The sequence below is a fragment of the Microbacterium sp. genome, assembly GCF_031988965.1.
Lineage (GTDB): Bacteria > Actinomycetota > Actinomycetes > Actinomycetales > Microbacteriaceae > Microbacterium.
Genome location: NZ_DALZXX010000020.1, coordinates 1 through 12,282, shown reverse-complemented (window position 1 = coordinate 12,282; position 12,282 = coordinate 1). Strand labels below are relative to the sequence as shown.

Genomic DNA, 12,282 nt, shown 5'->3' with positions numbered 1-12,282 from the left:
ACGAGCCGCCCGGACCCGAAGGTCCGGACGGCTCGTTCGTTGCAAAGCTGATCCGCTGCGAAGCGGGAATCGCTTACTGGTACGACTCGACGATCTCGAGGAGACTCGGCACGTTGGCGTACGCCTCGGCCGCGTTCTCCTTGGTCACGATGACCGGGTCGAGCAGGTACGCCGGAACGATCTTGGCGCCGTTGTCGTACGACTCCTCATCGTTCACGTCGACGGTGTCGCCCGCCTGAAGCTGGCCGACCATCTTGATGGCCTGCTCCACGAGAAGCGTGGTGTCCTTGTTGATCGTGGAGTACTGCACACCCTCCATGATCGACTTCACCGACTCGACCTCGGAGTCCTGACCGGTGACGACCGGAACCGGCTTGCCGGCCTGCTGCACCGAGGTGATGATGGCGCGAGCCAGGGTGTCGTTCGGCGACAGCACACCGTCGACCACGGTGTCACCGCTGTACGACGAGGTGAGCAGCGTGTCCATGCGGTTCTGCGCGTTCTCCGGAAGCCATCCCTCGGTCGCGGTCTGCGCGATCTCGGTCTGACCCGACACGACGTTCAGCGTTCCGTCGTCGATCTTGTCCTGCAGCACGCTCATCGCGCCGTCGAAGAAGACCTTGGAGTTGGCGTCATCGGGCGAGCCCGAGAACAGCTCGATGTTGTACGGAGCCTCGTGGCCCGCACGAGCCTCGAGACCGTCGAGCAGCGCCTGACCCTGCAGCTCACCGACCTTGAAGTTGTCGAAGGCGACGTAGTAGTCGACAGCCTCGGTGTTCTCGATGAGACGGTCGTACGCGATCACGTATGCGCCGGCATCCTTCGCCGCCTGCACCTGCGTGGCCAGCTGCTTGCCGTCCTTCGCGCCGATGATGATGACCTTGGCACCGTTGGTGACCATGGCCTGGATCTGGTTCTGCTGCTCGGCGACCGTGTTGCTGGCCGGGGCGTACTGGACGTCGGCCTTGAAACCGGCCTCTTCCAGACCGTCGGTGAAGAGCTTGCCGGCGAGGACCCAGTTCTCGCTGGTCTTGTCCGGAAGCGCGACGCCGATCGAGGAGTCTGCCGCGAAGCCCGCGGCTTCTTCGCCCGATCCCGAACCGGTGTCCCCGCCTCGCTCGGCCGAGCAGCCGGTGAGTGCGAAGGCAGCCGTCGCGACGAGCGCTGTCGCTGTGACGATGATCTTCTTCATGTGATCTCTTTCTGTGTGATGTTGACGGATACTGCGCGCGAGCACTGCGCGCAGATTCCGCTTACTCGCTCCGCGTCTTGTCGACGGGCGGAGCCTGGTAAGTCTTGTTGGGCTCGAAAACCGGAGAGGCCTCTGGGTCGGTGTTGCGGCCGGAGCGACGCGTCATGAACCCGATGATCGAGGGGCGGCCCTGCTGCTTGTTCCAGACGTCGATGCCGACCGCGAACAGGAGCACGATGCCCTTGATCATCGAGACGACGTCGGCACCCTGGCCGAGCAGCGCGAGGCCGTTGTTGAGGAACGCCATGACGAGGCCACCGATGATCGACCCGATCACGGTGCCGATACCGCCGGCGACGGCGGCACCGCCGATGAAGACCGAGGCGATCGCGTCGAGCTCCCAGCCGGTGCCGTCGTTCGGGCCGGACGCCTGCGAACGAGCGACGAAGATCATGCCGGCGAGGGCAGCCATGACCGACATGTTCATCATGACGAAGAAGTCGACCCAGCGGTCCTTCACACCCGACAGACGCGCGGCCTGACGGTTGCCGCCGACCGCGTAGATGTGACGGCCGAACACCGTGTTGCGCGTGATGAACGAGTAGATGATGACGAGGGCCAGCAGGATGAGACCCGGTACCGGGAAGCTCGTACCGGGACGACCGGTCGCGAACATCCACGCGGCGACGAGGACGACCACCGACAGCAGCACGACCTTGACCACGCTGACCCACAGCGGCGCACTGTCCGAGCCCATCTTGTGCTGGATGCGACGCGTGCGGATCTCCCAGAAGATCAGCCAGGCGACGGCCACCAGCGCGAGCAGCATGGTGGGCACGTTGAACGGCAGCGGGAGTCCGACCTCGGGCAGGTAGCCCGTGCCGATGATCTGGAAGCCCTTGGGGACCGGGATGGTCTGCGCGTCACCGATCCACTGCTGGGCGCCGCGGAAGAGGAGCATGCCGGCGAGGGTCACGATGAACGCGGGGACTCCGACGTATGCCACCCAGAATCCCTGCCAGGCGCCGACGAGCGCGCCGACCGCGAGACCGAGCACGATCGCGAGTGGCCAGGGGAGGTTCCACTCCGCCATCGACTTCGCCACGATGATGCCCGTGAACGCGGCGACAGACCCGACTGACAGGTCGATGTGGCCCATGATGATGACCATCACCATGCCGATCGCCAGGATCAGGATGAACGAGTACTGGTTGATGACGTTGATCAGGTTGCCCGAGGTCAGCGTCGCGCCGTTCGGACCGTTGCGCAGCAGCGTCAGGATCTCGAACAGCGCGATGATGACGATGAGGCTGCCCAGGATGCCGAACTGGCGCAGCGACGAAGTGCCGTTGCTTCCGAACATCTTGCGGATGTCGCCGAAGTGGAAGCCACGCTTCGTTGTCGTGATGTCGGTGGTCATGCGGATGCTTTCTGAGTAGCGGAGGTCATGCTGCGCATGAGGGCCTCGGGTGTCGCCTGGTCGGCCGGGATGCAGTCGGTGACCCGACCTTCGAAGACGGTGTAGATGCGGTCGGAGATGCCGAGGAGTTCGGGCAGCTCGCTGGAGATGACGATCACGCCCTTGCCCTGAGAGGCGAGTTCGTTGATGATCGCGTAGATCTCGTACTTGGCGCCGACGTCGATGCCGCGCGTGGGCTCGTCGAGGATCAGCAGGTCGGGGTCGGTGAACATCCACCTCGCCAGCACGACCTTCTGCTGGTTGCCGCCGGAGAGCTTGCCGACGCCCTCTTCGACGGAGGGCGCCTTGATGCGCAGAGCCTTGCGGTACTGCTCGGCGATCGAGAACTCGGCGCGCTCGTCGACGACGCCGCGCTTCGAGATCTTCGACAGCTTCGCAGCGACCGTGGAGCGCTTGATGGTGTCGAGCAGGTTGAGTCCGAGCACCTTGCGGTCCTCGCTCACGTAGGCCAGACCGTGCTTGATCGCCGACGACACGTCGGGAAGCGTGATCTCCTGGCCGTCCTTCACGATCGTGCCCGACTGGAAGTTGCCGTACGAGCGCCCGAAGATGCTCATCATGAACTCGGTGCGACCGGCGCCCATGAGTCCGGCGATGCCGACGACCTCACCCCGGCGCACGTTGAGGTTCGATCCCTTGACGACCATGCGCTCGGAGACCGTCGGGTGCTGCACCCACCAGTCCTTCACCTCGAAGAAGACCTCGCCGATCTCGGGGGTGCGATCGGGATACCGGCTCTCGAGAGAACGCCCGACCATGCCGCGGATGATCCGGTCCTCGTTGATCTCGCCGCGGGAGATGTCGAGCGTCTCGACCGTGCGCCCGTCGCGGATGATCGTGATCTCGTCGGCGATCTGCTCGATCTCGTTGAGCTTGTGGCTGATCATGATCGACGCGATGCCCTTGGCCTTGAGACCGAGGATCAGGTCGAGCAGGTGCTGCGAGTCGTTCTCGTTGAGTGCCGCGGTCGGCTCGTCGAGGATGAGCAGCTTGACGTCCTTGTTGAGCGCCTTGGCGATCTCGATCAGCTGCTGCTTGCCGACGCCGAGCGTCTTGATCGCCACATCAGGGTCTTCGCGCAGACCGACGCGGGCGAGCAGCTCGACCGTGCGCTGTCGCTGCGCCTGCCAGTCGATCCTGCCGAAGTGACGGATCTCGTTGCCGAGGAAGATGTTCTCGGTGATCGAGAGCTCGGGGATCAGGGCGAGCTCCTGGTGGATGATCGCGATACCGGCCTGCTCGCTCGCCGCGATGTCGCGGTAGCGCTGCTCCTCGCCGTACAGCAGGATGTCGCCCTCGTACGAGCCGTAGGGGTAGACACCGGACAGGACCTTCATCAGTGTCGACTTGCCGGCACCGTTCTCGCCGCAGATCGCGTGGATCTCGCCTGCCCGGACGGTGATGGACACATCGGACAGCGCTTTGACACCCGGGAACTCCTTGGTGATGCTGCGCATCTCCAGGATGGGGCCTGACACGACCGGCAACGTTGCTGTGGTGCTCACAAGATCTTCCTCGCGACGGGCGGCCACCTTCGATGTGACCGTTCACATTGGATTACATAGTCTACGCTCGCCGAAGCGGTGTCAAGACCACAGACGAAAATGTGGCCTTATCGAAGGGCCGACGATTCCCTGGTGCGCAGGGTCGTCTGCAGAGGCCCGAACACGGGGGCCTGCTCGCCCCTGATCTGCGCGAGCAGGATCCGCACCGCCCTGCGTCCGAGTTCGGGGAAGTCCTGATGCACCGTACTCAGCGTCGGTGCCACGTGCGCCGCGACGGGGATGTCGTCGAACCCCACGACGCTCACATCTTCGGGTACGCGGATGCCGGCATCACGGAAGCCGTGCAGCAGACCGATCGCCATCTGGTCGTTGGCGACGAACACGGCGGTGAAGTCGCGCCTGCGCGACAGCTCCTGCCCGGCGAAGTAGCCGAAGTCCGCCGTCCAGTCACCGCGGACGGGCGGGAAGGTGGGCAGGTCGGCTTCGCGCAGCGCATCGAGATACCCGCGCATCCTCGACTCCGCCTCGACCCAGTCCTGCGGGCCGGCGATGTGCAGGATGTCGCTGTGGCCGAGACCGATCAGATGCTCGGTGGCCGTGCGGGCACCGGTCACCTGGTCGGCCGAGAGGCTCACCCCGTCGGACCCGGATGCGGTCTGCAGCGACACGAACGGGATGTCGACCGCCATGCCCTTCAGCACATGGAAGACCCGCACCTGCGGCGCCAGCACCACGATGCCGTCGACCTGCTCGCGCGTCAGCTGCCGCAGGGCGCTGCCGATCGCCTCGGGCGAGGTCGCGGACAGGTTCAGCGTCGAGACCGAGTAACCCTCCTCGCGCGCGGCATCCTCGATGCCGACGATCGAGGAGGTCGGACCGAACTCCCCCACGGTGGCCGACAGGATGCCCAGCATGTTCGACCTGCTCGTGACGAGCGCCCTCGCCGCGAGGTTCGGCCGGTAGTCGAGCACGGAGATCGCGTCGAGCACCTTCGCCTTGGTCTCGGGGCGGATGCTCGGATGGTCGTTGAGCACTCGCGAGACGGTCTGATGCGAGACTCCCGCGAGCCGCGCGACATCGCGGATGCTCGGCACGCGAGCGCGTTCGGAGGCGGTGGACATTGCATCGCCTCCTTGCATGTGCACGGTCACATCGTCATCTCATTATGTACGCACGGCACGCCGAACGCACCTCGCACGCATCGTCGGCGTCAGCCGATGATGCGCGCGCCGGGCACCGGGCCGTGCACGTGCAGCGGATCGAACCCGTGCTCGCGCAGCTCGTTCTGCACGTGCTGCGCGCTCTCGGGGCTGCCGCACAGAAGGGCGATCGTCGGGCCGGATCCGGACACGATGCCCTGCAGCGCACCGGCATGGATGCCGCGCAGGATGGTCGTCTCCAGATCGGGACGCTCGTGCAGCGCCGCCTCCTGGAGATCGTTGTAGATGCTCTCGGAGAGCAGCTCGGGGTCGCCGGAGCGCAGCGCCTGCAACACCGGGATGGGCACGTCGAGTGAGAGCGGCGGGTCGTCGGCGAGCGCGCCGTGCTCTTCGCGGAGCGCGTCGAGCCTGCCGTAGACCACCGGCGTCGAGAGTCCCGCGTCGCTCGGAACGAGGACCCAGTCGAAGCGTCCGCGCGCCAGGGCCGGGTTGAGCTGGTCGCCCCGCCCGGTGCCGACCGCGGTGCCGCCGTGCAGCGCGAACGGCACGTCGGCCCCGAGACGCGCCGCGAGCTCGTGCAGACGCGCGGTCGAGAATCCGGTGCCCCACAGCGCATCGCAGGCGACGAGCGCCGCGGCCGCATCCGCCGAACCGCCGCCCATGCCTCCGGCGACCGGCACGCTCTTGCGGATCTCCAGAGCGACGCCGCCCTCATACTCCGCGGCCGCGGCGAGCAGCTTCGCCGCACGCATCGCGAGATTGCGGTCGTCGAGCGGCACCGAGTCGGGGTCGTCGACCCCCGAGACCGTGATCGAGAAGTCGTCGGCGTGCCGAGCGATCACGTCCTCGTACAGCGAGACGGCCTGGAACACCGTCGCGAGAGCGTGATAGCCGTCGTCGTGCCGCCCACCCACACCGAGGTAGAGGTTGATCTTGCCCGGCGCGCGCACGTGCACGGCGGGGGGCGAGGCGGCGAAGCTCATGATGCGGTTCCTGTCAGAGCTCCGTGGACGAAGCCCAGAGATCGACGTCGATCGATCCCGAGAGCTCGTCGATGCGCGCGAGGTCATCGTCGGTGAACGCCGGACCGTTCAGCGCGGCGATGTTCTCGTCGAGCTGCGCGGGTCGCGAGGCGCCGACCAGAGCCGAGGCGACGACCGGGTTGCGCAGTGTCCACTGCAGCGCGAGCTGCGCGAGCGATTGTCCCCGCTCCTTCGCGATGTCGTTCAGCGCGCGGAGCGTCTGCACGGCGTCGTCGGACAGCGGAGCATCCGGCAGCGATCCGCGCTTCTGGGCGCGGTCCGCCGTGCCGTCGCCGAGGTACTTATCGGTCAGCAGGCCCTGGGCGAGCGGCGTGAAGGCGATCGCGCCGACGCCTGACTGCTCGAGCGTGTCGGTGAGCCCGTCTTCGACCCAGCGGTTGAGGATCGAGTACGCCGGCTGGTGGATCACGAGCGGCGTGCCGAGATCCTTCGCGACCGCGAGCGCCTCGGCCGTGCGCTCGGCGCTGTACGACGAGATGCCGACATAGAGGGCCTTACCCTGACGCACGAGCGTGTCGAGCGCAGCGACGGTCTCGGCGATGGGCGTCACGGGGTCGACGCGGTGCGAGTAGAAGATGTCGACGTAGTCGAGGCCGATTCGCGTGAGCGACTGCTCGGCGCTCGCGAGGATGTACTTGCGGCTCGCGTAGTCGCCGTAGGGCCCGGGCCACATGTCCCACCCGGCCTTCGACGAGATGATCAGCTCATCGCGATAGGGGCGGAAGTCCTCGGCGAAGATACGCCCGAAGTTCTTCTCGGCAGAGCCGTAGGGCGGGCCGTAGTTGTTGGCCAGATCGAAGTGCGTGATGCCCCGGTCGAACGCGTGACGCAGAAGCTCACGCTGGTTGTCGAGCGGGATGTTGTCGCCGAAGTTCCACCACAGACCGAGCGAGATCGGCGGCAGGTAGAGCCCCGACGAGCCGACCTGACGGTACGCGAACTGCTGGTACCGGCTCTCATCGGCTGCATACGGTCGGTGCAGCTCAGGGACGTTCGGACGGAAGCGGGGGGTTTCGGTCACGGTGCCAGATTAGTCGGTGACGACGGCGTCTTCGATCCGAGCGACGTGCTTCGCAACACGGTGATAGTCCTCGACCGTGAGGTCCTCACCACGAGCGGTCGGAGCGACCCCCGCGGCGATCAGGATGTCGGATGCCGCCGCAGAGCTGCCGAAGAGTCCCGACAGGGCCTGCCGCAGCATCTTGCGCCGCTGATTGAACGCGGCATCGACGATCTGGAAGGTGCGTCGTCGTTCCTCCTCCGGACCGCGCTCTCCCTCCGCCCGATCGAAGCCGACGAGCAGGCTGTCGACATTGGGCGCGGGCCAGAAGACCTGGCGCGACACCGTGCCGGAGAGCTTCCACTCGCCGTACCAGGCCGCCTTGACGCTGGGCGATCCGTAGATCTTCGAGCCGGGCTTCGCAGCCAGACGCTCGGCCACTTCGGCCTGCACCATCACGACGCCGCGCTTCAGGTACGAGAAGCTCTCGAGGAAGTGCAGCAGCACAGGCACCGAGACGTTGTAGGGCAGGTTGGCCACCAGTACGGTCGGCTCGCCGGGCAGCTCGGTGATGCGCAGCGCATCGGCATCCACCACCGTCAGCTGTTCGGCGGGGACGCCGTGCTCGACCACGGTCTGCGACAGACGTGCGGCGAGTCGGTGATCGATCTCGACGGCGGTGACGGATGCTCCCGCCTCGAGGATCGCGAGGGTCAGCGACCCGAGCCCCGGACCCACCTCGACGACCCGCTCCCCCGGCTGCACACGGGCGGCCTGCACGATCTTGCGGACCGTGTTCGCGTCGACGACGAAGTTCTGACCGAGCTTCTTGGTCGGGGTGACGTCGAGCTCAGCGGCGAGCCGGCGGATCTCGGTGGCGCCGAGCAGGGTGACTGTCATTGCTCCATTGTCCCTCACCCCCGCCGGTGTCCGAACCGGCCAGTAGTCTTCTGTGATGCCCTCCCTCGGTGAACTGATCGCACCACGGCGGATGGGCAGGGATTTCCGCTGGCTGGTCGCGTCATCGTGGACGAGCAACGTCGGCGACGGTGTCGCTCTGGCCGCCGCTCCCCTGCTCATCGCGTCGATGACGTCGTCGCCGATCCTCGTGGCTGCCGGCGCCATCCTGCAGTTCCTGCCCTGGCTGCTGTTCGGCCTGCACGCGGGGGCGATCGCCGACCGCTTCGACCGGCGCCGACTCGTGATGGTCGCGAACGGAGCACGAGCGGTCGTGCTCGCGGCCCTCTGCGTGTTCCTGCTCACGGGAACCGCGAACATCTGGATCGTGCTCGCGGTCGCCTTCCTCTACGGCACCGCCGAGGTCTTCGTCGACACCGCGGGCAGCACGCTGCTGCCGATGCTCGTGAAGCCGACCGACCTCGGCATCGGCAACGCCCGGCTGCAGGCCGGCTACCTCGTCGCGAACCAGTTCGCGGGTCCACCGCTCGGCGCATTCCTCTTCGCCGCGGGCACCGCCTGGCCGTTCCTGGTCGAGGTGCTCTGCGTCCTGCTCGCAGTCGTGCTGATCTCACGGATGGCGCGGACACCCGTTCCGCCGCGTTCGGGCGGCGAGGGCGAGCGATCGCACGTGCACACCGACATCGCCGAGGGTCTCCGCTGGCTCTGGCAGAACCCCCCGGTGCGGATGCTGGTGCTGATCATCCTGGTCTTCAACGTGACGTGGGCGGCCCCCTGGGGCGTGCTCGTCCTCTACGCCACCGAGCATCTGAAGATGGGCGCCGTCGGCTACGGCGCCCTCACGACCGCCTCCGCAGTGGGCGGGATCCTCGCGACGCTGAGCTTCGGGTGGCTCGAACGGCACGTGTCGTTCGCGACACTCATGCGGGTCGTGCTGTCGCTCGAGGTGCTGATGCACCTGGCATTCGCGCTCACGAGCACCGGGTGGGTCGCGCTCGTGATCATGTTCGTGTTCGGCGCCTACGCGTTCGTGTGGGGCACGATCTCGACGACCGTGCGCCAACGCCTGGTGCCGGCCGAACTGCAGGGCCGAGTCGCCTCGGTGAACATGGTCGGCGTGTTCGGCGGCATGGTGATCGGGCAGGCTCTGGGCGGAGTCATCGCGCAGGTCTGGGGCCTGACGGCTCCCTGGTGGTTCGCGTTCGTCGGAGCCGCACTCACACTGCTGCTGGTGTGGAAGCCGATCTCGCAGATCGTCAGTGCCGCACCTGTGGATCAGTCGCTGAACGAGCCGTAGACCCGCAGGGTGTTCGCGGCGAGCTGCGCCGACAGCTCATCGACCTCGATGCCGAGTTCCGCCGCCATGAACCGCACCGTGATCGGCACCAGGTACGGCGCGTTCGGTCGGCCGCGCAGCGGTGTCGGCGTGAGGAACGGCGCATCGGTCTCGACCAGGATGCGATCGAGCGGTGTGACCTTCAGGGCATCCCGCAGGTTCTGCGCGTTCTTGAACGTGACGTTGCCCGCGAAGGACAGGTGGTAGCCGGCATCCGCGCAGGTGCGTGCCATCGCGTCGTCGCCCGAGAAGCAGTGGAACACCGTCGTCTCGGGAGCTCCGACACGGGTCAGCGTCTCGAGCACCGCGTCGTGCGCATCGCGATCGTGGATCTGCATCGCGATACCGTGCTTCTTGGCGAGCGCGATGTGCGCCTCGAACGACTCGAACTGCGGCGTGCGACGCTCGGGCTCGGTGCGGAAGAAGTCGAGACCGGTCTCACCGATCGCCCGCGTGCGCGGGTGGGCGGCGAGCTCGTCGATCACGGCGATCGCCTCGTCAAGACCGACGCCGCCGAGACGACCGGCCTCGGCATAGGCGGGGGCATCGTTCGGGTGGATCGCGACGGCTGCGAGCACACGGCGATCGGATGCCGCGGCCTCGACCGCCCACCGCGACGACTCGATGTCGCCGGATGCCTGCACGACCCCCGCGACACCCACGGTCTCGGCGCGGTCGAGCTGCTCAGTCAGCGACAGCGGCTCATCGCCATCGACGATCTCGAGGTGCGCGTGGTTGTCGTAGACCGGAACCGCGAGGGGCTCGGGAGCCGCGGGGTACCGCAGATCCTTGCGCCCCTCGCCGTCACGTCGCTGCACGTACGTCTCAGGCGTGGACTCCGTCATGGCTCAGGCGGCCGACTCCACCCGCGGGAACAGCGGCGAGAGACCGTTGACGCTGGTTCCGGGGCGCAACACGCCCCAGGCGCCGGCCTCGCGGATCGGCTGGTCCTGCAGACGCCCCAGGCTCTCGGCGGCGCCGAGCGCGACCCAGAGCTTCTCGGTCGACTGCGGCATCACCGGCGACAGGAGCACGGCGAGCGCGCGCAGACCCTCGGCGCACGTGTACAGCACGGTGCCGAGGCGCTCGCGATGCTCGTCGTCGCGGGCCAGCGCCCACGGCTCGTTCTCGGTGATGTACCCGTTGAGCGCGTCGACGATGGTCCAGATCGCCCGGATGGCCTCGTCGATGCGGAAGTGCTCGACCGCGGCATCCGCATCGGTCGTCGCCCGTGTGACGAGACGCTGGATCACCAGATCCTGTTCGAGATAGTCGGCCGGCGCCGGCACGACACCCTCGAAGTACTTCTCGATCATGGCGGTGGTGCGCGAGGCGAGGTTGCCGAAGCCGTTCGCGAGCTCCGCCTGGTAGCGGGCCGAGAGGTCCTCCCACGAGAACGAGCCGTCCTGGCCGAAGGCGATCGCCGAGAGGAAGTAGAAGCGGTACGCGTCGGAGCCGAAGACGTCGGTGATCTCGGTCGGCGCGATGCCGGTGAGCTTCGACTTCGACATCTTCTCGCCGCCGACCAGCAGCCATCCGTGCGCGAACACGCCCTTGGGCACATCGAGACCCGCGGCCATCAGCAGTGCGGGCCAGATCACCGCGTGGAAGCGCAGGATGTCCTTGCCGACGACGTGGTAGGCGGGCCAGCGACGGTCGAACGTCTCCTCATCGGAGCCGTAGCCGACGGCGGTGGCGTAGTTGAGCAGGGCGTCGACCCACACGTAGATGACGTGCGACTCGTCCCACGGCAGCGGGATGCCCCAGTCGAAGGTCGAGCGCGAGATCGAGAGGTCCTTGAGCCCCTGGCTCACGAACGAGACGACCTCGTTGCGCGCCGAATCGGGACGCACGAAGTCGGGCTGGGTCTTGTACAGCTCGAGCAGTCGGTCCTGGAACTCGCTGAGCTTGAAGAAGTAGTTCTTCTCCTGCAGCAGCTCGAGGGGCTTCGAGTGGATCGCGCAGACCTTGAGTCCCTCGAAGGGACCGGTGCCGTCGACGATCTCGGACTCGGGCTTGAACTCCTCGCAGCCCACACAGTAGAGCGCCTCGTACTCGCCCGCGTAGATGTAGCCGCGGTCGTAGAGCCGCTGGAAGAACGTCTGCACGTTCGTCTCGTGGCGCTCCTGCGTGGTGCGGATGAAGTCGTCGTTCGCGACGTCGAGGGTCTTGAGCAGCGGGAACCACGACTCGGTGACGAGCTTGTCGACCCACTCCTGCGGAGTGACGCCGTTCGCTGCGGCGGCGCGGAGCATCTTCTGGCCGTGCTCGTCGGTGCCCGTCAGCATCCAGGTGTCATCGCCGCCCTGACGGTGCCAGCGCGCGAGCGCGTCGACCGCCACCGAGGTGTACCCGTGGCCGATGTGGGGCACATCGGAGGGGTAGTAGATGGGCGTGGTGATATAGAAGGATTCGCCTGCGGGCATGGGATCGATTCTAGGCGGGATACCGGGCGTCGTTACGCTCAGGCGACCGTTACCTCGATGCGGTGCCACCCCTGCGCGCCGTCGGGCACGACGTCTGCCGGCTCTGAGGTCTGGGTCTCGCCGTCGGCGCTCAGGGCGCGGCACTCGATCGTGTGCGCGCCGCTCTCGGCCGGCCAGTCGAGGCGCCACTGCACCCAGGTGTCGGCCGAGATCGCGGTCGCG

10 protein-coding genes and 1 pseudogene are annotated in these 12,282 nt (G+C 67.0%); 1 reads left to right on the top strand and 10 read right to left on the bottom strand.

Features of this window, described 5'->3' with window-relative positions; translation table 11 throughout:
- Nucleotides 1-73: 73 nt before the first annotated feature.
- The 7 genes from RTM68_RS06595 to rsmA form a co-directional block, all read right to left on the bottom strand.
- Entirely contained in the window at nucleotides 74-1,192 is a 1,119-nt protein-coding gene (locus tag RTM68_RS06595) for a sugar-binding protein (protein WP_194763571.1), read from the bottom strand.
- Between the two features lie 61 nt (nucleotides 1,193-1,253).
- Nucleotides 1,254-2,612 carry a multiple monosaccharide ABC transporter permease gene (gene mmsB / locus RTM68_RS06590; protein WP_312169418.1) on the bottom strand — a complete coding sequence of 453 codons (1,359 nt, stop codon included), beginning with the start codon at nucleotides 2,610-2,612 and terminating at the stop codon, nucleotides 1,254-1,256.
- Nucleotides 2,609-4,129 carry a multiple monosaccharide ABC transporter ATP-binding protein gene (mmsA, locus tag RTM68_RS06585; RefSeq protein WP_312169449.1) on the bottom strand — a complete coding sequence of 507 codons (1,521 nt, stop codon included), beginning with the start codon at nucleotides 4,127-4,129 and terminating at the stop codon, nucleotides 2,609-2,611. The genes mmsB and mmsA overlap by 4 nt, the downstream gene beginning before the upstream one ends.
- A gap of 155 nt (nucleotides 4,130-4,284) precedes the next feature.
- The gene (locus tag RTM68_RS06580) at nucleotides 4,285-5,298 is read right to left on the bottom strand and encodes a LacI family DNA-binding transcriptional regulator (protein WP_312169416.1); all 1,014 of its coding nucleotides are present in this window, start codon (nucleotides 5,296-5,298) and stop codon (nucleotides 4,285-4,287) included.
- Nucleotides 5,299-5,387: 89 nt separating this feature from the next.
- Nucleotides 5,388-6,320, bottom strand: a complete 933-nt coding sequence (locus RTM68_RS06575) for a 4-(cytidine 5'-diphospho)-2-C-methyl-D-erythritol kinase (protein WP_312169414.1) — start codon at nucleotides 6,318-6,320, stop codon at nucleotides 5,388-5,390.
- Between the two features lie 13 nt (nucleotides 6,321-6,333).
- Complete coding sequence (locus RTM68_RS06570) at nucleotides 6,334-7,401, bottom strand: aldo/keto reductase (protein WP_312169412.1); 1,068 nt, start codon at nucleotides 7,399-7,401, stop codon at nucleotides 6,334-6,336.
- Nucleotides 7,402-7,410: 9 nt separating this feature from the next.
- The gene (gene rsmA / locus RTM68_RS06565; protein WP_312169410.1) at nucleotides 7,411-8,280 is read right to left on the bottom strand and encodes a 16S rRNA (adenine(1518)-N(6)/adenine(1519)-N(6))-dimethyltransferase RsmA; all 870 of its coding nucleotides are present in this window, start codon (nucleotides 8,278-8,280) and stop codon (nucleotides 7,411-7,413) included.
- Nucleotides 8,281-8,335: 55 nt separating this feature from the next.
- Here rsmA and RTM68_RS06560 point away from each other — a divergent pair, with 55 nt between their 5' ends.
- Complete coding sequence (locus tag RTM68_RS06560; protein WP_312169409.1) at nucleotides 8,336-9,595, top strand: MFS transporter; 1,260 nt, start codon at nucleotides 8,336-8,338, stop codon at nucleotides 9,593-9,595.
- Here RTM68_RS06560 and RTM68_RS06555 read toward each other — a convergent pair.
- The 3 genes and pseudogenes from RTM68_RS06555 to RTM68_RS06545 all read right to left on the bottom strand — a co-directional run.
- Nucleotides 9,574-10,479 carry a TatD family hydrolase gene (locus tag RTM68_RS06555; RefSeq protein ID WP_312169407.1) on the bottom strand — a complete coding sequence of 302 codons (906 nt, stop codon included), beginning with the start codon at nucleotides 10,477-10,479 and terminating at the stop codon, nucleotides 9,574-9,576. The two genes, RTM68_RS06560 and RTM68_RS06555, sit on opposite strands and share 22 nt — an antisense overlap.
- Before the next feature lie 3 nt (nucleotides 10,480-10,482).
- Nucleotides 10,483-12,060: a methionine--tRNA ligase gene (metG, locus tag RTM68_RS06550; RefSeq protein ID WP_312169405.1), complete on the bottom strand. Its 1,578-nt coding sequence runs from the start codon at nucleotides 12,058-12,060 to the stop codon at nucleotides 10,483-10,485.
- A gap of 38 nt (nucleotides 12,061-12,098) precedes the next feature.
- Nucleotides 12,099-12,282 (bottom strand): annotated as a pseudogene (locus RTM68_RS06545) (oxidoreductase); the annotation flags it as partial.

Bases quoted from the DNA above. Each gene is read 5' to 3' on its own strand.
- RTM68_RS06595 (WP_194763571.1), bottom strand. From the start codon at position 1,192: ATGAAGAAGATCATCGTCACAGCGACAGCGCTCGTCGCGACGGCTGCC.
- RTM68_RS06560 (WP_312169409.1), top strand. From the start codon at position 8,336: ATGCCCTCCCTCGGTGAACTGATCGCACCACGGCGGATGGGCAGGGAT.
- RTM68_RS06575 (WP_312169414.1), bottom strand. From the start codon at position 6,320: ATGAGCTTCGCCGCCTCGCCCCCCGCCGTGCACGTGCGCGCGCCGGGC.
- metG (WP_312169405.1), bottom strand. From the start codon at position 12,060: ATGCCCGCAGGCGAATCCTTCTATATCACCACGCCCATCTACTACCCC.
- mmsB (WP_312169418.1), bottom strand. From the start codon at position 2,612: ATGACCACCGACATCACGACAACGAAGCGTGGCTTCCACTTCGGCGAC.
- RTM68_RS06555 (WP_312169407.1), bottom strand. From the start codon at position 10,479: ATGACGGAGTCCACGCCTGAGACGTACGTGCAGCGACGTGACGGCGAG.
- RTM68_RS06580 (WP_312169416.1), bottom strand. From the start codon at position 5,298: ATGTCCACCGCCTCCGAACGCGCTCGCGTGCCGAGCATCCGCGATGTC.
- mmsA (WP_312169449.1), bottom strand. From the start codon at position 4,129: ATGCGCAGCATCACCAAGGAGTTCCCGGGTGTCAAAGCGCTGTCCGAT.
- rsmA (WP_312169410.1), bottom strand. From the start codon at position 8,280: ATGACAGTCACCCTGCTCGGCGCCACCGAGATCCGCCGGCTCGCCGCT.